The organism is Gilliamella sp. N-G2 (assembly GCF_002142215.1).
In the GTDB taxonomy this organism is placed as follows: domain Bacteria; phylum Pseudomonadota; class Gammaproteobacteria; order Enterobacterales; family Orbaceae; genus Gilliamella.
Map to the genome: position 1 here is coordinate 14,548 of NZ_NAST01000006.1, position 24,298 is coordinate 38,845.

Annotated in this window: 22 protein-coding genes and 1 riboswitch; of the genes, 8 read left to right on the forward strand and 14 right to left on the reverse strand. The window is 33.3% G+C overall.

Annotated elements, in window-relative coordinates; genetic code table 11:
- Nucleotides 1–6: 6 nt before the first annotated feature.
- The 8 genes from ndk to coaA form a co-directional block, all read right to left on the reverse strand.
- Entirely contained in the window at nucleotides 7–429 is a 423-nt protein-coding gene (gene ndk, locus B6C99_RS04280) for a nucleoside-diphosphate kinase (RefSeq protein ID WP_086358697.1), read from the reverse strand.
- Nucleotides 430–444: 15 nt separating this feature from the next.
- Entirely contained in the window at nucleotides 445–2,742 is a 2,298-nt protein-coding gene (gene pbpC, locus B6C99_RS04285; protein WP_086358698.1) for a penicillin-binding protein 1C, read from the reverse strand.
- Between the two features lie 97 nt (nucleotides 2,743–2,839).
- Nucleotides 2,840–7,978, reverse strand: coding sequence for an alpha-2-macroglobulin (locus B6C99_RS04290; protein WP_086358699.1), 5,139 nt, complete (start codon nucleotides 7,976–7,978; stop codon nucleotides 2,840–2,842).
- A gap of 248 nt (nucleotides 7,979–8,226) precedes the next feature.
- Nucleotides 8,227–8,898: a 7-cyano-7-deazaguanine/7-aminomethyl-7-deazaguanine transporter gene (locus B6C99_RS04295; RefSeq protein ID WP_086358700.1), complete on the reverse strand. Its 672-nt coding sequence runs from the start codon at nucleotides 8,896–8,898 to the stop codon at nucleotides 8,227–8,229.
- A 44-nt stretch (nucleotides 8,899–8,942) separates the two neighbouring features.
- Entirely contained in the window at nucleotides 8,943–9,599 is a 657-nt protein-coding gene (gene queC / locus B6C99_RS04300) for a 7-cyano-7-deazaguanine synthase QueC (RefSeq protein ID WP_086358701.1), read from the reverse strand.
- A 50-nt stretch (nucleotides 9,600–9,649) separates the two neighbouring features.
- Complete coding sequence (gene queF / locus B6C99_RS04305) at nucleotides 9,650–10,123, reverse strand: preQ(1) synthase (RefSeq protein WP_086358702.1); 474 nt, start codon at nucleotides 10,121–10,123, stop codon at nucleotides 9,650–9,652.
- Nucleotides 10,124–10,125: 2 nt separating this feature from the next.
- Nucleotides 10,126–10,170: riboswitch (PreQ1 riboswitch) on the reverse strand.
- Between the two features lie 155 nt (nucleotides 10,171–10,325).
- The gene (locus B6C99_RS04310; RefSeq protein WP_086358703.1) at nucleotides 10,326–10,781 is read right to left on the reverse strand and encodes a DUF1090 domain-containing protein; all 456 of its coding nucleotides are present in this window, start codon (nucleotides 10,779–10,781) and stop codon (nucleotides 10,326–10,328) included.
- A 17-nt stretch (nucleotides 10,782–10,798) separates the two neighbouring features.
- Nucleotides 10,799–11,734 (reverse strand): type I pantothenate kinase, encoded by a 936-nt coding sequence (gene coaA, locus B6C99_RS04315; protein ID WP_086358704.1) that lies wholly within the window; start codon nucleotides 11,732–11,734, stop codon nucleotides 10,799–10,801.
- Nucleotides 11,735–11,902: 168 nt separating this feature from the next.
- Here coaA and yihI point away from each other — a divergent pair, with 168 nt between their 5' ends.
- Together yihI and hemN are read left to right on the forward strand one after the other, a co-directional pair.
- Complete coding sequence (yihI, locus tag B6C99_RS04320) at nucleotides 11,903–12,397, forward strand: Der GTPase-activating protein YihI (RefSeq protein ID WP_086358705.1); 495 nt, start codon at nucleotides 11,903–11,905, stop codon at nucleotides 12,395–12,397.
- A gap of 240 nt (nucleotides 12,398–12,637) precedes the next feature.
- Nucleotides 12,638–14,008, forward strand: coding sequence for an oxygen-independent coproporphyrinogen III oxidase (gene hemN, locus B6C99_RS04325; RefSeq protein ID WP_086358776.1), 1,371 nt, complete (start codon nucleotides 12,638–12,640; stop codon nucleotides 14,006–14,008).
- 41 nt (nucleotides 14,009–14,049) lie between these two features.
- On the opposite strand, the gene rsmC is transcribed toward hemN, so the two are convergent.
- Nucleotides 14,050–15,090, reverse strand: a complete 1,041-nt coding sequence (rsmC, locus tag B6C99_RS04330; RefSeq protein ID WP_086358706.1) for a 16S rRNA (guanine(1207)-N(2))-methyltransferase RsmC — start codon at nucleotides 15,088–15,090, stop codon at nucleotides 14,050–14,052.
- Nucleotides 15,091–15,176: 86 nt separating this feature from the next.
- Here rsmC and B6C99_RS04335 point away from each other — a divergent pair, with 86 nt between their 5' ends.
- The 6 genes from B6C99_RS04335 (at nucleotide 15,177) to cyaY (ending at nucleotide 18,460) form a co-directional block, all read left to right on the forward strand.
- Nucleotides 15,177–15,578 carry a DNA polymerase III subunit psi gene (locus tag B6C99_RS04335; protein ID WP_086358707.1) on the forward strand — a complete coding sequence of 134 codons (402 nt, stop codon included), beginning with the start codon at nucleotides 15,177–15,179 and terminating at the stop codon, nucleotides 15,576–15,578.
- Nucleotides 15,553–16,014, forward strand: coding sequence for a ribosomal protein S18-alanine N-acetyltransferase (gene rimI / locus B6C99_RS04340; protein ID WP_086358708.1), 462 nt, complete (start codon nucleotides 15,553–15,555; stop codon nucleotides 16,012–16,014). The genes B6C99_RS04335 and rimI overlap by 26 nt, the downstream gene beginning before the upstream one ends.
- Nucleotides 16,015–16,035: 21 nt before the next feature.
- Nucleotides 16,036–16,662, forward strand: coding sequence for a thiamine diphosphokinase (locus B6C99_RS04345; RefSeq protein ID WP_158092438.1), 627 nt, complete (start codon nucleotides 16,036–16,038; stop codon nucleotides 16,660–16,662).
- A gap of 76 nt (nucleotides 16,663–16,738) precedes the next feature.
- Nucleotides 16,739–17,536 carry a hypothetical protein gene (locus tag B6C99_RS04350; protein WP_086358710.1) on the forward strand — a complete coding sequence of 266 codons (798 nt, stop codon included), beginning with the start codon at nucleotides 16,739–16,741 and terminating at the stop codon, nucleotides 17,534–17,536.
- On the forward strand, nucleotides 17,537–18,052 hold the full coding sequence (locus B6C99_RS04355; RefSeq protein ID WP_086358711.1) for a surface-adhesin E family protein: 516 nt from the start codon (nucleotides 17,537–17,539) through the stop codon (nucleotides 18,050–18,052).
- 102 nt (nucleotides 18,053–18,154) lie between these two features.
- Complete coding sequence (gene cyaY, locus B6C99_RS04360; RefSeq protein WP_086358712.1) at nucleotides 18,155–18,460, forward strand: iron donor protein CyaY; 306 nt, start codon at nucleotides 18,155–18,157, stop codon at nucleotides 18,458–18,460.
- Between the two features lie 73 nt (nucleotides 18,461–18,533).
- Here cyaY and uvrD read toward each other — a convergent pair whose 3' ends face one another.
- The 5 genes from uvrD to dapF all read right to left on the reverse strand — a co-directional run bounded on the left by uvrD (nucleotide 18,534) and on the right by dapF (nucleotide 24,201).
- Nucleotides 18,534–20,762, reverse strand: a complete 2,229-nt coding sequence (gene uvrD / locus B6C99_RS04365; protein ID WP_086358713.1) for a DNA helicase II — start codon at nucleotides 20,760–20,762, stop codon at nucleotides 18,534–18,536.
- A 176-nt stretch (nucleotides 20,763–20,938) separates the two neighbouring features.
- On the reverse strand, nucleotides 20,939–21,652 hold the full coding sequence (yigB, locus tag B6C99_RS04370) for a 5-amino-6-(5-phospho-D-ribitylamino)uracil phosphatase YigB (RefSeq protein ID WP_086358714.1): 714 nt from the start codon (nucleotides 21,650–21,652) through the stop codon (nucleotides 20,939–20,941).
- The gene (gene xerC / locus B6C99_RS04375; protein WP_086358715.1) at nucleotides 21,652–22,575 is read right to left on the reverse strand and encodes a tyrosine recombinase XerC; all 924 of its coding nucleotides are present in this window, start codon (nucleotides 22,573–22,575) and stop codon (nucleotides 21,652–21,654) included. Before xerC ends, yigB begins: the two co-directional genes overlap by 1 nt.
- Nucleotides 22,576–22,584: 9 nt before the next feature.
- On the reverse strand, nucleotides 22,585–23,319 hold the full coding sequence (locus B6C99_RS04380; RefSeq protein WP_086357034.1) for a DUF484 family protein: 735 nt from the start codon (nucleotides 23,317–23,319) through the stop codon (nucleotides 22,585–22,587).
- 57 nt (nucleotides 23,320–23,376) lie between these two features.
- A complete protein-coding gene (gene dapF / locus B6C99_RS04385) occupies nucleotides 23,377–24,201 on the reverse strand; it encodes a diaminopimelate epimerase (protein ID WP_086358716.1) in 825 nt (274 codons plus the stop codon).
- Nucleotides 24,202–24,298: the final 97 nt, after the last annotated feature.

Genomic DNA, 24,298 nt, shown 5'->3' on the forward strand with positions numbered 1-24,298 from the left:
CTACAATTATCCAACTATTTCACTATCTACAAAAAAATAGGCAATTTCTCTTTCGGCGGATGAAATAGAGTCTGAACCATGTACTGCATTTTCTGTGGTGTTATCGGCAAAATCAGCTCTTAATGTTCCTTGTTCAGCGTTACTTAAATCGGTAGGTCCCATTAATTGGCGATATTGGTAGATGGCATCTTCACCTTCAAGCACTTGTACAACTATTGGACCTGAAATCATAAAATTAACTAATTTATCAAAAAAAGGCTTATTTTGATGTTCAGTATAAAAGCCTTCAGCTTGAGACTTTGTCAGCTTAATCATTTTCATAGCAATGATTTTGAGTTTTGCTTTTGATATTCGAGTTTCAATCTCACCTATGACTTGTTTGTTAACTGCATTGGGCTTAATGATTGATAATGTGCGTTGTATAGCCATATGAGAATTCCTTTATTAATCTGATGTAAAAGTTAATCGAACAATTTGACCACTTTCATCTAATAATAATAAACGATGTATCCCCTTTTTGGTCACTGTTAAAGCAATTTTTTCATTATTATGGGAATTAGCTACTAAATCCCCATCTAAAAACCACCATTTTTCACCATAACCACCTTCTGGAATTAGATCAACAGTCACTTGATTAAATCCTGGTAAAGCTCTAATCAGTTGTTTATCACGTAGCCCAACAATATTGAGAGAAGAAAAGATATCCTTACCCATTACAGGACATGTTTTATCGATAGGCGGTAATATTGATTTCCTTCGTTCTTTAGTTAGTAACCAATTTTCTAATGAAACAGGCCATAATGCTACCTGTTTTTTTTGTGCACCTAAACAATCAGCTGCGACACGTTCACCTCGTTCATTTACCCAAATAGTTATCCAACCAGAACGGTAAATGTTGTTTTTCAATTCGCTATAAGTACTTAATGTTGGTGGTACCATTTTATCCAATACCCATGCTGTTTTTTGCCGATGACAATTTGCATCCGATTCTGGAAGAGGTTGTCCTAATGGCCAGCAGATTTTCATAGAAGAAACTGATTTAGGCATTTCATTATCAATAATAGGTCGATTCAAACGAGTTTCTCTGTTTAATAATATTGAATTCACTTGCTGTAAAATTGGCATTGCTGACATTGAACCATATTGTCCAGGAACAGGAGTACCGTCTGGTCGCCCTACCCAAACACCGATTAAGTACCTTGGATTGATTCCAATTGCCCAAGCATCCCGATAACCATAACTGGTACCAGTTTTATATGCTAATAAATTACTATTAATTAGCATTTGTCTTGTTATCCAAGCGCTACCATCAGAAATAAGTGGTTTATTTATTAAAGGTTCTTTTTGAGTAAATCGTAACGGACTCACCTCACCATGCCGAGCAAAGGCACTGTAAGCACTAACAAGATTATCCATTCTTAATGAAGCTCCACCTAATATATAAGAAATATTTGGTTCGTTAGCTATAGAAGATAAAGTCAAACCAATACCGGCCAGTTTGGCTGTGAATCGCTTTGGACCATATAACTCAATTAATTGAACTGCGGGTAAGTTTAGTGATTTACTTAATGCCTCTGATGCACTAACTGGACCATAAAAACCTTCATCGAAATTAGTAGGTCGATAATCAGAGGAAATACGAGGAACATCTTGCAATAAAGATTCAGAATGAATCATACCCTCATCAATAGCAAAGGCATAAATAAACGGTTTTAAAGTAGAACCAGGAGAACGTAATGCACTAATCATATCAATCTGTCCAAAACGTTCTTTATCATTAAAATCAGCCGAGCCTACATAGCCTTTTACAGTCATATCAGTATGATCAACGACTAAAATAGCCAATGATGTTTTGGGTGGCAACTGCTTTTTACGGTTAATTGCTAAATCTTCCAAATTGTATTGAATTGATGCATCAATAGTGGAATGAATAATATCATCATTAGGATATTGCTGTTTTAATCGATAAGCTAATAAAGGGGCTAACTGAGGGGCTTTCCGTGGATATACCCAAACCTCGTCACGACGTACTTGTTCAATCAAGTCTTTTGACCACACTTGATATTCAACCAATCTATCAAGTACTTTATCTCGGGCTTGCTTAGCTCTTTCAGGAAATCGATCTGGTCGCAATCGACTTGGTGCTTGGGGCAAGACGGCTAATAAAATTGCTTCACTTCTTGTTAATTCTTTCGGTTGTTTACCAAAATAAGACCAACTTGCAGCACCTATACCTTCGATTGTGCCACCATAAGGTGCGTGATTAATATATAAAGTTAGAATTTCTTTTTTATTATAATGTAATTCTAGTTGAAAAGTGCGAAAGATCTGTTTTAATTTACCAAATAATGTTCGATCATGAGGATATAATAATCGAGCAACTTGCATGGAAATGGTACTGCCACCAGAAACAATTCTATCATTTGATATATTTTGCCAAGCAGCACGCAGTAAAGAAATTGGATTAATACCAATATGATCGAAAAAATAACGATCTTCATAATTTAATAAAGCGTCAAGATAATAGTCAGGGACTTCGTCAAGACTAACTGAATAACGCCAAATACCATTTTTATCAGCAAATCGCCATAATAGCGTTTCATCTTCAGCGATAACAGTCTGTGTAGTTTTATTTTGTGAAACAGATAATGGAAAAAGATAATCAGCAACAAAAAAGCTACCAACAAATAAAACTAGTAATATCAATAAGAATTTAAATAGTTTATAACAGAACTTTTTCATTATCGTTATTATAATATCCAGCTAAATTTATCCAGAAATAAAAAATTCCGCCAAATATATTGGCGGAATAATCGTTTCATAAAATGTACAGGTGAGTTTAATTATCACCTTCTTCATTATTATCTTTTTTACTAGGACTAGATATTGTCATCAAATCAAGTGATTTCCCTATAGCAAACCTGTCTGGTCGATACATTGACTCAACATAAGGATAAGGAATCATGTAATCACCAGTAGTCACTGCTCTAACTAAATAAGCAACGCGTTTACGATATTTATTTTCATTGATATAGGTATTGATATTCACCGCAGCAACATATCTATCATCTCTAAATTCCTGATATTTAATCTCGTTAACATCATCACTTTTTAATAAATCAGCAACCCATGGAATTGTTGATAAATTTACACTGCTATTGGCAAGATTTTGGTTTTCCAGTTCCAAACCTGCAGGTAAGAAATCAACAATCAAGGCATCATGAACAGCTTTTTTAGCTGTTACATCCAAAACGACAACCATCATTGAACCTACTTCTATATTCGATGGTGTTATCTCTTTCCCATGTAAATCATAATAAGTTCGATTAATAGTTAAGAAATCATCTTGCGATGTTGGTGCAGCTGGTGTTTTTGCATAGCCTGTAACAGAAAATTTAATATAAAGTGGCTGATCATAAGCGGAATTATTAATAGATAATCCTTGAGCTAATCCCTCATAATCATAGGAATGTGAAACAATTGAATCAATATCATCAATTTTGCCATTTATTGAAACTTTAAATTGATTACCACTTTTATGTTGTTCTAATGTCCAACCAGCAATAAATAACGCATTTAACTCCTGTGTTGAGAAATAACGTTGATCATTTAATAATTCTGACAAATTATATAGATAACTTGCCTGATTATTCTTAGCCATATTATTTTCTATCAGTAAAGAAAGAATTAATGACTGATCACGAACTGCGCTACCATAATTACCTAACCACCTATCATTATATTTATATGGGGTAGTAAAAACCAACGGCAGTAATTTGTCATAGGTTTCCTGATAACCATTTAATTTTGCAGTAACCGCTAAATGGGCTAAAGGTAATGGAGAATAGATAAATGATGTATCACTGTTCATTATTTTATCGGTTAACTGATTAATTTCATTACGCATTGCAGAAGTGATTTTCTCTTGTTTAGAAAGTATCATTAAGGCATAAGCTTTAACAGACAATTTATTAAATTCAAGCACATCTAAATCACCGTAATAACTAAGATTATTAAATGCCGAAGAATCATAAATATATTGCCCAATACGTGTCATTGCAGCATCAAGCGCTTTATCATTAACCTGATATCCGCGTTCTTTAGCTTGCAATAAAAAGTCTGTTGCATAAACTGTTAGCCAATGTTCTTCTTCACTATAGTTGCTCCATAATCCAAAACTTCCGTTACTACGTTGCATTGATAAAATACGTGAAATACCTGTTTGAACTTTTTCACGGCGCTTTTCATCAGAATCAGTTTTAATACCTAACTGTGCCAATTGTTCACTGTTAGCATATAAAGATGGGAACAAACCACTCGTAGTTTGTTCTAAACAACCATAAGGGTAAGCAAATAAACTTTTAATATATTGTGAAATGTTTAGTGGTGGCTGGTTAGAGACCACTAACTGCCCTTCAACAGTATTTTCGATCAAACCAGTTAAAGCTTGGTCTGATAATTGCCAGCTTTCATTTGCATCCAATGCTGCGACATAAGATCTTGAAGTTGCGGCATAAGCAGGTCTTACACCAATTGTCCAAGAACGACTAATATTAAAATCAGAATTATCTTCAAGCAAAATGCCTTTTACATCTATCTTTATTGTTCCTTTACCATAACCGTAATCGGCAGCAACAGGAATCTTAATAATATCTTTCTGTTTACTATCTAGTTTTACAGTAACTGATTTTGTTTCATTTTGATGAAGCAAACCACTAGTTGATACCTCAACTTGCATGTTTTGCGTACTACCAGTCAAATTATGTAAATCTAACGCTAAAATCGCCTGATCACCACCAGATAAGAATCGAGGTGTTGTTAATTCAGCAATAACAGGAGCAGCAACTTTCATCGTTTTTTCAGCTTTACCAAAACGATTGTTATCCCATGCTTGCGCCATTATTCGTAGTTCACCATTAAAATCAGGCAATGGTAAGTTAATTATCCCTTCGCCTTCATCATTTAACTGAATAGTTTCAAGTTGTTGTGCTACAATTAGGACGTCATTTAATGGTTTTTTACCACCAGCACCCATCGCATCACCACCAAAGCTCATATTAACATTACGACCTGAAGCTTCAATCAATTTACCATAAACATCGTAAATACTGGTATCATAGCGTTTACGACCTAAAAATCCTGTATATGGATCGGGTGTAACAAAATCAGTTATATTTAATACACCGGAATCAACTGCAGAAACCAAAACGGTGACTTTTTTATCCTTTTGAATAAACTGTTTATCCATTTTGATTTTTATTGGTACAGTAGTTTCTGGTTCAACTTGAGCTGGTGCATTGATTGCAACATTTAACTGACGGTCTGTTGTGTCAATTGGTAAATATAATAACCCAATTGCTCGTTTAACTGTTTGTACAGCAGCATCTGTTGATGGACGAACTATCATAGTACTAATATAGATATCATGTCGTCCCCAGTTTTCAATAGGTATATCAACATCTAAACCATTTTCATCAATAGTTATTGATTTTTTCCAAATGGTACCACCATTGCTTTCTAAAGAGATATAACCGGAGCCAGCAACTGGTGCCTGCACATTCACTCTGGCTATATCGCCAACTTTATAAGATGGTTTATCAATAGTTAACTTAACTTGATCTGGCCGTACAGATTTTGTGCCACGAGTATTATCTTCCCAATCATAACCAGCCCAAAAACGGAAACTTGTCATAACGTTAGTTTGAGGATCAACAACTTCAACGCGATAAGAGCCATAATCAGTTGGTTGGAAACTTATTTTTGTTGTACTACCTGCATCAATAGATAATTGATTTTCTGAAACCATATATTCATTAGAATTATAGTTTAATTGCCAACCATCCTCATCTGACCAAGTCCAATAATAATTACGACGTTCGCGAATCAACCGAGCTTTTAGTGAATTTGTAGCTAACTTTTCACCTTCAAGGTTAATGTAAGCAATTTCAAATTCGGCATTATGGTCAATGTCAACGGTAGGACGATCATAATATTCATCCTGATTCCAATCATAATATGGTGAATCTTCAAATAGTGCTCGAATTGCAGGTAATTTATCTGCCGGCCATATGGTTTGTGACGCATAACGTGTAACCGGTCGACCGCCTGAATCAAGTAGACTTGCTTGTAAAACAACTTTAATAGGAGACTCTGTTCCAGACCAATTATCTTTGCTAACCTCAATTTGAGTTAAACCATCATCATTCAACTCAACCTCAAGAGAATCAAGCTCACGATATAGGCTTTCGTCTGTCACTTTTCCAATTTTGAAGTCAGCTAGACCAGTAACTGAATCGACGTTCTTTAAATAGAGATTAGCTTCTAAACTGTTACCTATTGCTGGTTCACCATATAAATACCAACCTTTAACATTAAAGTTAATATCTTCGTTATTAAGAACCGCCCCGCTTGTAGTACTTTTTATTTCCATTGCCATACGTTCAGGCAAAAACTCTTCAACTTTAAAGTTCCAGTAACGATAATCATCATCGCCTAAATTAAAACGAATTGCCCATTTACCTGTTGCGGCATCATAAGGAATATCAAATGTTTCTTGATATAAACCATTTAAATCAGCATTACTTTTTAATTGGTAATTTTTAATCACTCGACTATCAGGAGAAAGAATATCAACAATAATAGGTTGATCTGGTAATGATTGCCCATCAGCATTACGTAATAATGCATTAAAATAGACGGTTTCTTCTGGACGATAGAGGTCACGAGGTCCGAAAACAAACAATTGTTTTTGATAAAAAGGACTACCGGACAAATTGAAATCAGTCAAATTAAGCGCATTACGATCAATATTAACAAACGAAGTTTGCTGGCCATCACTGGCTGTTAATAACGAATAGTCATAATTATTACCTAGGTCAAATTCAGCATAACCATCTTGATCTGTTACTGCTGAAATTGTATGACATTTTTTACTATTTTCATCTTTACGACACATTAATGATAAATCAATATTTGCTAATGGTTTACCATTATCTAAACCATGAGTCATTACTGCTATCTTAGCATTTTTATAACGATGAACTGACACACCAATATTACTAATTGAAAACAAAGTTGCTGGATTCGATTCGTTATAAATACCTGCTTCATTCATCACAGCAATATAAACACCTTCTTGATTAAGTTCAGCAATATTAGCAAGGTTTACTAAAACTGTTTCTTGTGCATTAGGTTTTGGATGAAGATCGAATCTTGATGAATAAACTAAATCAGCATATTTAGTCAATTCTTTTGAACGCCAAATCGAAAGCAAATCAATAAAACCAAAATCATCCACTAATTTAGATAATTTTTCTGGTTTAATTTTAAAAAAGTTAATATCAATTTTATTTACATTCAGCGTTGTGACAGGTAATCCGCTCATAGATTTGCTTGGTAGTAATATACCCGAACTTGCAAAACCTACTGTAGGTTGGCGGTCTTGAGTCGTAATTTCTTTTTGGTAAACAGATTCTAAATGACTGTCGTTGATAGCTGATAATAATTTATCAATGGTTAAAACCAGTTGTCGATCTGGTTGAAGATAACGATGTTTTAGCTCTAAACCATTATCAGATAATTCCCATGCTCCATCAACATTACCTGTTTTTCTATCAACTAATCTGAGTAAATTAGAAAAATTCAACTTAGGATTAAGAGGTACCGAAAAAGTCACTACTAAAGTACTTGAACCATCAATAATAACTTCAGAACTATCAATGACAGTTAATTGTTTACCTTTATACTTTTCAATTAACTCTGGAGTTGGATTGAAGACATTATGAGATTCAGACTCAGATACAACCTTAGCTTCAGTTAAAGTTTCTGTTGCAACAGCATCGGTTTTGCTGTCAATGACATCTGTTGCCACCTCAGTTTTATCAGTTTGTTGTGACTCTATTGTTTTATCTTTCTGATCATCACAAGCGCATAGCATTAAAAATAAACTTAACACCGCTAAGTGTTTTATAAATCTCATTATTTCACCTAATCCCTTATTGTTACAATAAATGTACTGGCTGTTTTTTTAACAATATTATGCACTTTCAAACAAGGTTTGGCAAAACTTCTTTAATCAAATTTTGAAATTTTTTTATAATTAAGTTATGAAGTTAGTTAAATTTTTGAGGAACGGTCTTTTTTGAGAGAGAAAAATAGGCAGTTAGAATTGCCAATGAACTTTAACTGCCAGATAAGTAATAAACGTTACATGAATTTAAAGTCAATTTATTGGGATTTGATAACTAATTTCTTTAAGATAAAGTTTAAAATAATTCCATATAATGGTAAAAAGAATAGACCACAGATTATAATTTTAAAACTATAATCGATAGTGGCGATTTCGACCCAATGCGTAGCCATAAATTCATCGTTTGTTTTATAAAAGGCGATCGCAAAAAAGACAATGGTATCAATACCATTGCCTAATATTGCCGATGCTGAAGGCGCTACCCACCATGCTCTATTTTTACGTAGATAATTAAACACCGTAATATCCATCAATTGACCTACTAAGTAAGCGGCAAAACTCGCTAAAGCGATGCGAAAAACAAAGCTATTAAACTCGGCTAACGCAGAAAATCCCATCCAGTGGGTTTCAAAAAACAATACTGAGATAGAATAAGAAAATAGTAAAGCGGGAATCATCACCACAAAAATAATCTTTCTCGCTAAACTCGCGCCAAAGACCCGAATAGTTAAATCAGTAGTCAAGAAGATAAATGGAAAGGTAAACGCTCCCCAAGTGGTATGGAAACCAAAAATATCAAAAGGGATTTGTACCAGGTAATTGCTTGAAGCAATAACCAAAATATGAAAAAACGAAAGCCAACCAAGAGCTTTCATTTGTTGTGCGTAAGTAAATTGGCAAGTTTGTTCTGAATTAGTGTTCAGATACATAAATTTTTCCTTTTTTAATGGCGTAAGTGAACCCAGTGTTACAATTAATTTGAATGATTAAGATACTCATTTAAACCTTTTTCGCGAAGAATACAGCTAGGACATTGGCCACATCCACCATCTACACCATAATAACAAGTATGCGTATGCTTTCGGACATAAGCCAAACAGCCAAGTTTATCGGCAATTTCCCATGTTTGGGCTTTGGTTAGATACATCAGTGGCGTGATTAGATTAAAGTTGTAATCCATAGCCAGATTCATCGATACATTCATTGATTTGATAAAGATATCTCGACAATCAGGATAACCACTAAAATCGGTTTCACAGACACCAATAATAACATTAGGTATACCTTGTTGCTTGGCATAACAACCTGCTAGAAGTAAGAACAGCATATTACGACCGTCTACAAAAGTATTCGGGTAATCCCCTTCTTTGGCCGCTTTGATTTCTTGCGAGTCATCAATCAAAGCATTATTAGTGGTCTGTTTAATCACCGAAGTATCGATCACCGTTTGTTTAACGCCAAGATCTTCAGCAATCCATTTAGCTTTTTCAAGTTCAATAACATGCCGTTGCCCATATTGAAAACTAATGGTTTCCACATTTTCGCGTCCATAATCAGCAATGGCTTGCAGTAAACAGGTGGTAGAGTCTTGCCCACCAGAAAATATCACTAGTGCTTTACGATTTTGCATGTTTCTTTATTCCAATTTAACTATTTCGTAATACTGTTGGGTTGAAAAGATTAACGATTATCAACTTTTTCAGGATAAAGATCGTGATTAGCTAAACGATTCATCGCTATTTGCTGCCAATTGGTGCCAGCTTTACCATAATTGGCATATGGATCAATTGAGATTCCACCGCGCGGCGTGAATTTGCCCCAAACTTCAATATATTTAGGATCCATTAACTTAATTAGATCTTTCATAATAATGTTGATGCAATCTTCATGATAATCACCATGATTACGGAAACTGAATAGATATAGCTTGAGTGATTTACTTTCTACCATTTTTATATTTGGCACATACGAAATATAAATAGTCGCAAAATCGGGTTGGCCAGTAATTGGACAAAGACTGGTAAATTCAGGACAATTAAATTTTACAAAATAATCGTTTCCTGGATGTTTATTATCAAATGTTTCTAAAATTTCTGGACAATAGTCAGTAGGATAGCGAACGGATTGATCGCCAAGTAGTGTTATATTACTCATTTTTTTCCTTAGTTTTTTAGCGTGGGAGGTTCACGAACCACGTAATTAGGCGCCCACCATACTCTTTTTAAATAAAAAAGTCCAGTTTAAGCAACGTTGCGTGTCTTAACAAAAAGCACCATTAATCCTAGATCAAAGGTGCTTATTTATTGAGAACTTAGATAAAAAATGTGAGGAAAGCACTTTTTAAGTCAAATATAACTTATTTGCTGGTCAATTGCTTGTAATAATCAGCAAGTTTATCTTTAGCATCAGCTAATTCTTTTTCGGCATCATTTAATTTCGCTTTTAATGCATCGATTGTATCTTGATGAGCATTAACTTTATCTTTTGCATACTCTTTAGTTTTTTCAGCTAATTCTTTGGTTTTATCTGTAACATCTTTAGTTTTTTCAACTATTAATCTTTTATATTTTTGTTCTAAAGTTTCATCAGTACAATTGGTATTAACTTCTTGCAACGCTTTTTCAAGACCATTCACTTCATTACTATTATTTGCTTTTTTAGCTTGTTCTATTTTCGTTTCAATTGCTTGCTTTTTAGCATCGCAATTTAATCCTTGGTTTTCGTCATTGCTTGATGCATAACTATTTACCGAAAATGCAGTAACTAAAGTGATAATGCTTAATTTACTTAATAACCTTATTGCTGATTTCATATTGATTCCCCTTAAGTTTATTTTCTTAATTGAACACAATCTACTTTATGATCTTTACCTTTGGTTAAAATTAAACTTGCTCGTTCCCGTGTTGGTAGGATATTTTCAATCAAATTTAATTCATTGATATCTCGCCAAAGGCGGTTAGCAATATTCACGGCCTCTTCCTCTGGAAGCATTGAATAGTGGTTAAAGTAAGAGTTAGGATCACTAAATGCCCCAGCTCTAAATTTTAAAAATCGGTTAACATACCAATCGTGTAATAGCGGTAATTGTGCGTCGACATAGATCGAAAAATCGACATAATCAGAAACAAATACACGATTATTAGCTTGAGTATAGTTTATGGTGCCTTGTAAAACATTTAATCCTTCAAGAATTAAAATATCTGGACTATCAACAACAATATGTTCATCTTCAACAATATCGTAAACTAAATGAGAATAAACCGGTGCTTTAACTTCTGACTGCCCTGATTTTACATCAGCAACAAAATTAATCAATTTTTTGATATCATAAGATTGAGGAAATCCTTTCTTATTCATGATACCACGTTCTTCAAGATAACGATTCGGATATAAAAAACCGTCGGTCGTCACTAACGCAACTTTACGATGCTCTGGCCAACGAGTTAATAATGCTTGTAAGACACGGGCTGTAGTGCTTTTACCTACAGCAACACTACCAGCAATACCGATAACATAAGGTATTTTTTGGCTTTTACCTAGAAATTTTGATAAGACTGCCTGACGGCTAAAACTGTTATTAATATAATAATTGAGTAATCGAGATAAAGGCAAGTAAATTTCACTTACTTCATCCATTGATAAGTCTTCATTAATTCCTTGTAGTGAAGTTAGCTCCTCGGCTGTTAAAGTCATCGGTACCGCATTACGCAAGCCTGCCCACTCTTGTCGGGTAAATTGCATATAGGGGCTCAAATGATTTTTCATGTTTTATTCTCTATTGCTCAGTAATTAAAAAATTATTTGGCTCAGATTATACTAAATCTATTTTTTTACAATCATAAATTCGCATTACCTTCTGCTCATAGCTATATTAACCAGTTACTGGTAAAATAGGTTTAATGCATTAATAACTAGATATCAAATTGAGATTGTATGTTAAAAAATAAATCGAAACTAAAACCTAAAAAAAACCGTCAAGAGATTAATGAAGAGTCACGCGAACTCAAGCGCAAACGTAAACATAAAGGTTTACCTAGTGGTTCTCGTTTTAATGGAACAGATAACAATCAAAATAAAAAATCCACCAATACAATTAAAGATCCTCGCATTGGCAGCAAAAAAGCAATTTCATTGCTACAAACCAATGATTCATCGATAAAGAATAAAGTTAATCAACCGCCAAAAATTAAATTAACACCACAACAAGAGTTAGAACAACTTGAAAATGATACTAAACTAGATCATTTACTTGATTTGGTTGAGCAAGGCAAAACATTGACTGATCCTCAACAATCTTATCTCGATAATAAATTAGATCGCATTGATCAACTGATGAAACAGTTAGGTATTGAAGATGACGATTTTGAAGACGATGAGGAGTTAGACGAGGCTAAAGAAGATATCGTCGGCCTACTTAAGCGTAAGTAAGTTAATTTGATTCAATATCAATGCCAAATCAATAATTTTATACAAATCACCATAAAGAGCCATCTATCATGCCAATATTTATTATGCTAGGTTTGTACTTGGGATTATTTATTTGCACATTATTATATTTGAAAAAAATAAATCGACTTAAAATTAAAACGCAATTAAAGATCAAACAGCCTAATACAGCAAAACGTTATGGAAGTGGCAATGTCAAAAGTAGAATTAAAAAATAATAATATGCTTCAATCGCAACTCTGGGATCAAGAGTTAATTGAAAAATATAACTATTCAGGTCCAAGATATACCTCTTATCCAACAGCACTTGAATTTAACGAACAGTTTACTGAGCAAGACTTTATTTCAGCCGCTTCTTGTTATCCTCATAGACCATTATCACTTTATATTCATATTCCGTTTTGTCACAAACTCTGTTATTTCTGCGGATGTAATAAACTGGTAACCCGGCAAACTCATAAAGTTACCCGATATCTTGATATATTAGATATTGAAATAACCAAACGAGCTGAATTGTTCAAAGATCGAATTGTCACTCAAATGCATTGGGGGGGTGGTACACCAACTTTTTTGACTGACGATGAAATAAGCCGATTAATTACCTCTATAAAGCAACACTTTAACTTTGCTCAAGATGCCGAGCTATCCATTGAAATTGATCCCAGAGAAATCAGCCCACAAACTATCGATCATCTTGCCAAACTTGGCTTTAATCGGTTAAGTATGGGGATTCAAGATTTCAATCATGAAATTCAAAACCTTATTAATCGTGAGCAAGATGAGAATTTGATCCGCTCATTAATTGCCCAAGCACGAAAAAATCATTTTCGATCGATTAGTCTTGATTTAATTTATGGATTACCTAAGCAAACCGTTGAAAGTTTTACCGAGACATTAAATAAAGTTATTGATATTTCTCCTGATAGATTAAGTGTGTTTAATTATGCACACTTACCTAGCCGTTTTGCTGCTCAACGTAAAATTAAAGACCATGATCTACCCAGTGCTAACCAAAAACTAAAGATCTTACAAACCAGTATCGAAAAATTAACCCAAGCTGGTTATCAATTTATCGGCATGGATCACTTTGCCAAACCAACCGATGAGTTAGCTATAGCTCAACAGCAAAATCAGCTGCATCGTAACTTTCAAGGTTACACCACTAAAGGCGATGCGGATTTAGTGGGGCTTGGAGTATCAGCAATTAGCATGCTGGGTGATAGTTATGCGCAAAATCAGAAAGATCTAAAATCATATCAAACTTTGGTTGAACAAAAAGGTCATGGTCTATGGAAAGGCTTTACCTTAAACCAAGATGATAAAATACGCAGAGATGTGATTAAGCAGCTAATTTGTCATTTCCATCTTGATAAAAAAACGATTGAACAACTTTATCACATTAAATTTGATGACTATTTTGCTGACGATTTAAAACTACTTGCACCATTAGCCCAAGATGGACTAGTAATCGTTAATCAAGATAGCATCGTTGTTCAACCTAAAGGTCATTTGCTAATACGCAATATTTGTATGTGCTTTGATATCTATATGCGTCGCTTAGTCCGACAACATCAGTTTTCACGCGTGATTTGATTGATTTAACTCACGCATGAATATTTGATTATCTTTAATGATTAATGACTGGCTAGATAGACTTTAAATTTGGTTGTTTGCGCAATAACGTCAACCTGTTTAAAGGTCTCATCCAAAATCGATTGATAAGGCAAAAATGAATTTGCCACAATACAAAAATAGCCATTTAATTTTAAGTACTTTTTAGCTTCTTTAATCAGTTTGTTCACTGCCGTGTAACTGGTCTCCTTACCATCGTGAAAAGGAGGATTAGAGATAATTAAGTGATACTTGTCATTGATATCTGAAAATACATCACTAGCAATAACTTTTCCTGCAATGTGATTGCCAGCTAAAGTAGCTTTACTAGATTCTAACGCGGCGCTATTAACATCGGTTAATGTTAAGTTTAGATCTTGATATAACTTACCTAAAACTGTCGATAAAATACCTGAGCCACAACCTACATCGAGAACGTTGCCTTTAATAATATCACTCTGCTCCATCAATGCATTCAATAATAATTCACTTCCTGCATCCAAACCTTTTTGGCTAAATACACCTGGCAAGCTCTTAATTTCGATAGCTTGGTTTTCAATCGTTAAATGATAACTTAACCACCACTCTTTTAAATCAAAAGCCAAACGGCTATCTGCACGAAAATGATATAAACCACACCGTCTGGCACTATCTATTTTTTGGATGGTGCCAAAATCCGCTAATAACCCTTCAACACTTTTTACCCCAGTACGATTTTCACCTATTATAAAAATATCACTCTCTTTGGGCATATTGTTTAATAAAAACGATAATTGAAATTGTGCTTCACTCTTAGTCTTAGGCCAATAATAAATGAGGGTATTTATATCACTATAAAAAGATGTATCAGGATAGAGCGAAAATATAGTGCTATTCATTCGTTTACTATTTTTAAAGTTTAAAAAAGTATGATATTGGGAACAATGAATCTTAACAAGATTTGCTGAAATGACCGCAGGATAATTATCTTGAATATCACCAGCAATAAGGATATTTTTATCATCAAAAAATGACTGATGACGTTCAAGTACTTGGCTAGCTGGAGTAAAAACAGATGTTGCCATAATGCCTCAATGAAAAACCTTTATAAATTGAAGCGAAGATTATACAATTAACTTCCTTTAATCCCTAGTAAAACCGTAATCTGACAATGACACAAACTGATTGGTATCTTAAACAGTGTAATATTACTCAATATGTTTTACGCAATACAACCGTTTTTCAGGGTGAACTTGCGACTCATATAGACGATAAAATTCGTTTAATTGTTGTTGCTAAACAAAAACCAACACAAAAAATATATTACGATATTTTAAAAGCCATTCGTTTAACAGAAGAACAAGTGTTATTTCTTACCCCTTCGCAATTAATTATTTCGGCGGATGAAGTAAAAATAGTGACATGGTTTATAGATGTGCTTAGCAATGAACCATGGCAAAATAGTTTAACCATTAATACCTGTGATTTAGATTCGCTAGCTAAAGATCCATACCAAAAACGTAAACTTTGGCAGCTGTTATGTGAATATGAAAACAATTTCCATCCTGAATGAACATGATTTAACGGAAGCATATGAGTTAGAACTCATATGCCACCCTATCCATTGGTCCAAAGAAACTTTTTTTTCAAATCAAGGTGAACGTTATATCAATCTTAAAATAACTGTTGGTAATAAGCTAGTCGGCTTTTGTATTTGCCAACAAGTTGCCGACGAAGCAACTTTATTTAATATTGCAATACATCCTGCATACAGACAACAGGGATTAGCTAAAGCATTATTAAATCATTTAATTGATAACTTAATAGCCATTAACTCACCGCAGGCTATTTCAACTTTATGGTTGGAAGTTAGAAAATCTAACACGCCAGCAATTGAGTTATATCATTCAATGGGTTTTAACCAAATAACAGTGAGAAAAAATTATTATCCAACAGTTGATGGTCATCAAGAGGATGCAATTATTATGGCATATACATTAATGTTATAAATTAATTTAATGGAAATAATCATGCAAAAAACAGCACTACTATTTGTCAATGGTGAACCACCAAAAGATATTCCGAGTAATATAAAAGATTATACTTATATTGCCTGTACTGATGGTGCCTATCATAGTTATTTATTTACATCAGCCATTGAACCTGATTTCATTATCGGTGATTTAGATAGCATCGACTCTACTAGGGCGATACCGTTAAAAACACAAATTATTCATACTCCAGATCAATCTAAACCTGATTTTGAAAAAGCATTACTATTTTTAAATAGTAAAGGTGTTACATCATTTTCAATATATGGTGCATCAGGAGGAGCCAGTGATCATTTCTTAGGTAACTTATCTATAGCAATGCAATACTATCACCAATTTAACATGATGTTTTATGACAATTATTGCCATTTTTTCTTCGCTGATCATCATCAGATCATCCACCACGTGAAAAATCGTATAATTTCGTTAATGCCATTGTCTACAGTAACTAGTTTGACTATAACAGGCTTTAAATACCCTTTAACTAACCAAACACTAGTTCTTGGTGGCTACATTAGTTTGCGTAACAAAGCTATAGATGATAGAGTAGAAATCTCTTTTAAAAACGGCGATTTACTAATTTTGGTCCAAAATAATTTCAATTAGATTGACATAAATATTTACATTACTTTACAATACTATTACAAACAATTAGCGTGATTTTGATGAAAGGAACCGCTCTATGATAATAAAAAAACTTACTGTGCTTGTTTGTTCTTCTCTCGTTTCTTGCATGGTTTTCGCGCAAAATAATGAAGTAAACATTACAGACAAGGTAGTAGATAGTTTTCTTACTTGTGATAATCATTTTTTTGAAAAATTAGCTGAAAATAAACAATTAATTAGTCAGTATGTTGATTTAATAACAACCGATAATGTCACTTATATTCCTGTAGAATCAATTCATCAACAAAATAAAGATAAAGTTAATTTCAAAAAACCTATTAAATACCATGGATTAACGATAACTGGTTATCAAAACATCTATATTTCAACAAATTTATCTGGACAATATTATTATTGGGGATTTATTTTTGATAATAGCCAAGATGAAATTATCAACACACTTAATAAGTTAAAATGGTTGAAATATAATGAAACCGTATATATTGCTAATTCCAAAATTTATGATCTCAATGCTAAACAATCTAATTGGCAGGATAATCCTTATTCAATCGATAATGTAGTACCCAAACTAGGTACCATTGAAAAATCACTTTATTTAGAGAATGTTTCTAATAAACAAAATCGTGTACTTTGCTCAATTCAAGGAGATGTAAAGAAAGATATTCTTTATAAAGATCGTCCGGATATGAAACCACTTGATGAACAAATGGATAAAGAGCGTCAAGAAAAGATCAAAGCCTATAAATTAAAAAAACAAAAAGAAAAAGAACAAAAAGAAGCTCAAGAAAAACAATCTCATACTCAACAAGATAAACCAATTGAAAATAGCGAAAAAGAGGGAGATAAAATTTAAATGAAAAAATTATGTTTATGTTTAATGCTCTTTTCTTTTATTACTATCACTCATGCAGAAGAAAAGAAAGCCTTTACTCAAGATGAATTAGCAGCTCAAGCTAAAGAAGTTGAGGTAATGCTAAGTAATCCTAAAATAGGTGAACAATTTATACCCCTATCTAAAACTGACGAGGATAACACCATTGGTTATACTTACCTTGATAAAAAATCCATAAAATCACATCCTTATAACGATAAAATTCGAATTTTTAAAGAAGTTACCAATTACATTCCAGCATTAGTTCAAAATATTGATAATGTAAAAACACCATATCACACAATAGTTGTTAATCACTATGCTAATTGTGATAAAAAAGAAATTGCTAAAGGTAAAATTGAACTTATCGAGAACTATTTTGCCGAAGGTAAATTAGTAAATACTATTGATATTCCAAATCGCTGGACGAGAGCAGATAAAGGCGATGAAAAGCATAAATTACTCGTTATTGCTTGTTCGTTACCATTAAATAATTAATTCGATTTTCATTTGTTTTTACTCTTGCCACCTAGCGGTGGCGGAGTATTTTTTTTTATGTTAATATCAATTTATTAACTGTATAATTTTAATCACATCAATATGAATATCACGCAATTCCATGCCTTAACCGATCAACTTTTTTACCAAATCGAATTATACCTAGATAAATACGCTGACGAACACGATATAGACTTAGATTATGAAACTAATGGCAACGTTATTACCATTAGTTTTCCAAACAATAGTAAAATTATTGTTAATACTCAAGAACCACTTTTTCAAGTTTGGTTAGCAACACAAAAACAAGGCTATCATTTTGATTTAATTAATGAAAAATGGATATGTAATCGAACAGATCAACCATTTGAAGAGATATTTGCTTCGTCAGTGCAAGAGCAATCTTAGCAATAATTATAATGTTCAATAAAGGATACTAAGCTAAAACTTAGTATCCTTTGATTGTTTAGTATTTTATTATTTACATTAAGGTAAGATTTGCCAGCTTCACAACTAACCATTTAACCCCTTCATTAACAAAAGCAATTTGCACTCGTCTATGCTCACCTTCGCCATCTAAATTAACAATGGTACCTTCACCAAAACGATTATGCTTAACTTTCCTACCTAATGTGTATCCATCGCTTTCTTTTTTCTTCTTAATATATGAATTTTTACGATCTTGATAGAATTGCTCATCTTTAGTGAAAGTATCATCATCATTATTAAATGATGTTAAATTAGCTCGATAACTGATTTCTTGTAAATTTTCAACTGGTAATTCAGCTAAAAAACGTGATGGCAAATTACGCTCATCACGCCCATAAAGTCGCCTTAATTCAGACAAAGAAAGCGTTAAAAACTTACGTGCTCGGGTAATACCGACATAGGCTAAGCGTCTTTCTTCTTCCATTTTGTCTCGTTCTTGAGAGGAACGTTGTGCAGGAAAAATACCCTCTTCCAATCCAACAATAAAAACATTGTCAAATTCTAATCCTTTCGCTGAATGTAAAGTCATTAATTGCACCGAGTCCTGTTGATTTGCTACGTCACGGCTTTCAAGAGAGGTAAATGCTAAAAATGATTCTAAAACAGTTAAGGTTTTGCCTGTTTCATTGTCTTGAATTACATTATCTTGGTTAACTCTAAAAAATTGCTCTGCAGATGAAACAAGCTCCTCTAGATTATCCAATCGTGCTTGTCCTTTGATGCCTGGTTCTTGTTCATACATTTGCAATACGCCAGATAATTTAATAATTGCATCTAGTTGTTTATAAAATGGTAATTCATTAACTTCGACATGAATAGATTCCATTAATTCTAAAAAACGACTAATACCTGAGCGTTGCCTTTCAGTTAAAGCATTTTTTTGGATCAGCATTAAACATGCATTCCATAACGAAATATTATTCTGCTTAGCACATAATCTAACTTTGTCTAAAGTAACATTACCAATTCCACGAGTTGGAGTATTTATCGTAGTTTCAAATGCCATATCATTATCATGGTCATGCAATAATCGTAGATAGGCTAAAGCTAATTTAACCTCTTGCCTTTCATAGAATCTTATCGAACCATAAATTTGGTAAGGTACGCCAGCTTGTAATAAGGTATCTTCAAAAATACGTGATTGCACATTATTACGATATAAAATGGCACAGCTAGCATAATTATGACCATCGTCATGATATTTTTTGATTTGGCCTACAACAAATCTTGCTTCATCAATATCGTTGAAACCGATATATAGTGAAATTTTTTCTCCGTCACCACTGTCGGTCCATAAATTTTTACCTAACCGATTTTGATTGTTAGCAATCAATTTATTTGCAGTATCTAAAATAATGCCTGTCGATCGATAATTTTGCTCTAGGCGAATAATTTCAGTTTCTGGATAATCATTGATAAACATTTGTAAATTATCGGCATTAGCTCCACGCCAACTATAAATTGACTGATCATCATCACCAACAATCATTACATTTGCGGTGTCTCCAGCTAATTTTTTCACCAGCCAATATTGGATTTTGTTAGTATCTTGAAATTCATCTATTAATATATTTGAAAAACGATGGCGACAATAATTTAAAACATTGTCATTACTACAAAGCAACTCATATGCTCTCAAAATTAATTCTGAGAAATCAACATAACCAACTCTGTCGCAAATTGCTTGATAATCACGATAAATTGTTTGCCACATTATTTGTTTCGGATCTTCTGGTTTTAGATTATCTGCTCTAAGCCCTTTTTCTTTTTGTGCGGAAATAAAATTAGCACACTCTTTCGGTGACCATTGCTTTTCATCAATTTTCAGTTCACGAAAAATTCGTTTAATAAGACGGATCTGATCTTCACTATCAATAAGTTGAAAATTTTCGGGTAATTTAGCTTGTTGAGAAAACATACGCAATAAACGGTGGGTTAAACCATGAAAAGTTCCTACCCACATACCATTTAGGTATCCTTCACCGACTAAAGCTTGTATTCGCTCTTGCATTTCAGCTGCCGCTTTATTGGTAAAGGTGACAGCAAAAATAGAGTTAGGGGAATAATTTTTTTCAACACACAACCAAGCAATTCTATGAACTAATACACGTGTTTTACCACTTCCCGCACCAGCAAGAACAATAGTATATTGACTATCAGTTATAACAGCATTTTTTTGTTCTGCGTTTAAGTCGGTTAATAACGACTGTTTATTTTCCATGATGTGTTAACCCATCGCAATTATAGCAACCATTAATTAGTATTAATGTTGTAAATTTTTTAAATTTTTTCATTGTATTTATAATTATTGTAAGTAGGAGGATAAAAGAATAAAGACAGCTATTAAATGCAAATTACATTTAACTTCACTGTCTTTTTATACATATATGAACTAAATTATAACAGATTATCTAATTCTGGCAATTGCGTTATTTCAATATGCGGTAAACATCTAGCATCTGAGAGATGATAAATATCCTGTCCAAAAATATTAATCCAACAAGCTAAAAAACCATTATTAATCGCACCATTGACATCTGTCTCCAAATTATCACCAACATGCAAAATATAATTATTAGGAATAGCTAATTTTTGTGCGGCTAAAGCAAAAATTTCGGGAAATGGTTTTGAACGACCGTCAGGACCACCTCTTAGCGAAAATTGAAAATAATCGCCTAAACCTATTCTATTTACATCAACATTACCATTAGTAATTACCCCTAATGGATACTTATTGGCTAATTTAGTTAATAACATATGTGTTGATTTAGGGACAACCATTTTATGACGCCAAAAATTAAAACAATCAATAGCTTCATCAATAATCTTGCTATATTGAGATAAAGATATATTCGTTTTATTTAATAACGATTTAATTGTCTCAACTCGCCAATCAATAACATCATGATATATTTGTGGATTTATAGTGAGCACCAACTTTTTTTCTTGATAGTACAAATCTAATGTCAAATAATGTAATGGCTCATATTGTTGTAAATTTTTTATCACTTCCTCTTCAGCTTTATCAACAATCATACTATTGTCATATAAAGTGTCGTCGAGATCGAATGTGATTGCTTTAATGCAGTTAATTGAACGATAAAAATGCATTATTTTCTTCCTCTTTTAGCTCTCGGATGAGCCGAATCATAAACTTCTGATAAATGTGAAAAATCCAAATGGGTATAAACTTGAGTAGTAGATAAATCAGCATGACCTAGTAATTCTTGTACTGCTCGTAAATCACCGCTTGATTCAAGCATATGAGTAGCAAATGAATGACGTAGTTTATGCGGATGAATATGTGAACTTAATCCTTGTTTTATTCCCCATTGTGCAAAGCGTTTTTCAACATTTCGTGGTGAAATTCGCTTACCCAGTTTAGAGATAAAAACAGCATCATCTTGCGGTTTTAAATCATTTCGCATAGTTAACCATTGCTCAATCCATCTAATTGACTCTCGGCCTAAAGGCAATTTCCGCTCTTTATTACCCTTTCCAGTTACTCGGACTTCACCTTCAGTTAAATTTAATTCCCGACAATTGAGACTTACTAATTCAGAAAGGCGTAATCCTGAACCATACATCACCTCCAACATTGCTCTATCACGTACAGAAAGCGGATCACTATACTCAATATCAAGTAGTTGATTGATCTCATCGATATCAATATTTTTTGGAAGATGTTGACCCAATTTAGGGTTTAATACACCACGGGCTGGATTGGCTGAGATCTGATCGTTTTTAACCATCCAATCAAAAAAACTGCGTAATGCAGATAATCTTAATGATAAACTACGAGCTTGTAGGCCGGTTTGTCGACTGCGACTAATAAGTAACCTCACAGCAGATGAATCAATATCCTGCCATTTAGTAATATCTAAGCCTTCAGTTAAATCAATAAGCGCATAAAGTTGACGACGATAGTTAATTTGAGTATTTATACTAAGTTGTTTTTCAGATTTCAAATAATTTAAAAAATGCTCAACAGGCTCGGTTAAAAAAGAAGAGTAATTAGGATTAATTTTAACCATCATATTTCCTTACTTTTTTCGCATAATCCATTTTTCAATAAGAATTGGCAATATTTCACTGATCTTTTCTAACAACAAGGTTCCTTGTCCAGTCTGATAATGCTGAGGATCTGCACTCGTAAACATTAATAAACCAAGATCACCAAATTGCCCCAATAGTGATAAAGCTACAGAGCCAACATAACCATGTTTAGGTAATAAAAAATCTAATTCAGTTGTATTTAATGACCCCAAATAAAATTGGCTATACTGTAAATGTCTTACACGAATAAAATCAAACTGCGAGGAGTTTAAAGCTAAATAATGATAATTTGATGGTGCACTAAGTAACCATTTATCATCAAATAAATATAAATAGGCACCACTAAGTCCTAAATCTTTGGCCCAAATTTTTAAAGAATCTAATAATTCGTTTATATCTTTTGCTTTTATTAATTGAAATTGCAATTTTATTAACTGATTAAAGAGTAATTCGTTAGCACTTGCGTGCTCCATCAGTAATGTGATTTCCGACTCAAGTTGACTAATTTTATTACGTTGCCTTGCCATATGCCATTCAGGTAGTGAAATCATACCTCGCACAGGGTGTGGTACGCGCATGCGTTCAATATGAGTCGCATTTCGAATAAAAAAATCTGGGTTATCAATAATATATTGGCTAACCATTTCATCATTTAATTTAACAAATGATTTTTTTCGTCGCGGCTGTTTTAACTTCAATGTTTGTGTTTTTTTTACGACCATAATTTATTTCATTGTCTTTATGTAATCAGTTAATAAAATTCATAAAGTTTAGCGTAATTAAATAGCAATATAACCATCATATACATGTGTAGCTGGTCCAGTCATATAAAGCGGCGACTGATTACCTTTCCAATCTATTATTAATTTTCCTCCGGGTAGATTAACATTCACCCGCTGGTTCAATAATCCTTGATTAATGCCAACAGCAACAGCGGCGCAAGCTCCTGTTCCACAAGCTTGAGTTTCACCCACGCCTCTTTCATAAACACGCAAATTAATATTATCTCGATCAATAATATGCATAAAACCAATATTCGCTTTTTCAGGAAAGCGTTCGTGTTGCTCTAATAGCGGACCTAAAGTTAATACTTGAGCAGTTAGCACATCTTCAACTTGAATTACACAATGCGGGTTCCCCATTGAAGCGACACCACATAAAACTGTTTGTTCTTGTGCTCGAATAATATAAGTTTTTTCTTCTTTAATTGCTTTGAAAGGAATTTTATTAGGCTCAAAAATTGGTGTTCCCATATTAACCCGAACGGTTTCATCATCATTTACCGTCAAAACAATATTACCTTTCATAGTACTGACTTTTAACACTCTTTTTTTAGTCAATCCTTTCAATCTTACAAAACGGGCAAAGCAACGAGCACCATTACCACATTGCTCAACCTCGGAACCATCAGCATTAAATATACGATAATGAAAATCACTTTCAGGAGAATAAGGCGGCTCAACAATTAGTAACTGATCAAACCCAATTCCTGTATATCGATCTGATATACGTTTGATCATTTCACTTGAAAGATGAACATTTTGCGTTACTGCATCAATAACCATAAAATCATTACCCAGTCCATGCATTTTTGAAAAGTTCATCTCTAGTTACCTTTTATTGTAAATCGTCAGTATTTATTACTTTTTCATCATATTTGTTTGATTAGATGGATTTATCAAACAAAATAAACATAATTAT

Excerpts from the sequence above, each read along its gene's own strand:
- ndk (WP_086358697.1), bottom strand. The coding sequence starts at position 429 with ATGGCTATACAACGCACATTATCAATCATTAAGCCCAATGCAGTTAAC.
- pbpC (WP_086358698.1), bottom strand. The coding sequence starts at position 2,742 with ATGAAAAAGTTCTGTTATAAACTATTTAAATTCTTATTGATATTACTA.
- B6C99_RS04290 (WP_086358699.1), bottom strand. The coding sequence starts at position 7,978 with ATGAGATTTATAAAACACTTAGCGGTGTTAAGTTTATTTTTAATGCTA.
- B6C99_RS04295 (WP_086358700.1), bottom strand. The coding sequence starts at position 8,898 with ATGTATCTGAACACTAATTCAGAACAAACTTGCCAATTTACTTACGCA.
- queC (WP_086358701.1), bottom strand. The coding sequence starts at position 9,599 with ATGCAAAATCGTAAAGCACTAGTGATATTTTCTGGTGGGCAAGACTCT.
- queF (WP_086358702.1), bottom strand. The coding sequence starts at position 10,123 with ATGAGTAATATAACACTACTTGGCGATCAATCCGTTCGCTATCCTACT.
- B6C99_RS04310 (WP_086358703.1), bottom strand. The coding sequence starts at position 10,781 with ATGAAATCAGCAATAAGGTTATTAAGTAAATTAAGCATTATCACTTTA.
- coaA (WP_086358704.1), bottom strand. The coding sequence starts at position 11,734 with ATGAAAAATCATTTGAGCCCCTATATGCAATTTACCCGACAAGAGTGG.
- yihI (WP_086358705.1), top strand. The coding sequence starts at position 11,903 with ATGTTAAAAAATAAATCGAAACTAAAACCTAAAAAAAACCGTCAAGAG.
- hemN (WP_086358776.1), top strand. The coding sequence starts at position 12,638 with ATGCTTCAATCGCAACTCTGGGATCAAGAGTTAATTGAAAAATATAAC.
- rsmC (WP_086358706.1), bottom strand. The coding sequence starts at position 15,090 with ATGGCAACATCTGTTTTTACTCCAGCTAGCCAAGTACTTGAACGTCAT.
- B6C99_RS04335 (WP_086358707.1), top strand. The coding sequence starts at position 15,177 with ATGACACAAACTGATTGGTATCTTAAACAGTGTAATATTACTCAATAT.
- rimI (WP_086358708.1), top strand. The coding sequence starts at position 15,553 with ATGAAAACAATTTCCATCCTGAATGAACATGATTTAACGGAAGCATAT.
- B6C99_RS04345 (WP_158092438.1), top strand. The coding sequence starts at position 16,036 with ATGCAAAAAACAGCACTACTATTTGTCAATGGTGAACCACCAAAAGAT.
- B6C99_RS04350 (WP_086358710.1), top strand. The coding sequence starts at position 16,739 with ATGATAATAAAAAAACTTACTGTGCTTGTTTGTTCTTCTCTCGTTTCT.
- B6C99_RS04355 (WP_086358711.1), top strand. The coding sequence starts at position 17,537 with ATGAAAAAATTATGTTTATGTTTAATGCTCTTTTCTTTTATTACTATC.
- cyaY (WP_086358712.1), top strand. The coding sequence starts at position 18,155 with ATGAATATCACGCAATTCCATGCCTTAACCGATCAACTTTTTTACCAA.
- uvrD (WP_086358713.1), bottom strand. The coding sequence starts at position 20,762 with ATGGAAAATAAACAGTCGTTATTAACCGACTTAAACGCAGAACAAAAA.
- yigB (WP_086358714.1), bottom strand. The coding sequence starts at position 21,652 with ATGCATTTTTATCGTTCAATTAACTGCATTAAAGCAATCACATTCGAT.
- xerC (WP_086358715.1), bottom strand. The coding sequence starts at position 22,575 with ATGGTTAAAATTAATCCTAATTACTCTTCTTTTTTAACCGAGCCTGTT.
- B6C99_RS04380 (WP_086357034.1), bottom strand. The coding sequence starts at position 23,319 with ATGGTCGTAAAAAAAACACAAACATTGAAGTTAAAACAGCCGCGACGA.
- dapF (WP_086358716.1), bottom strand. The coding sequence starts at position 24,201 with ATGAACTTTTCAAAAATGCATGGACTGGGTAATGATTTTATGGTTATT.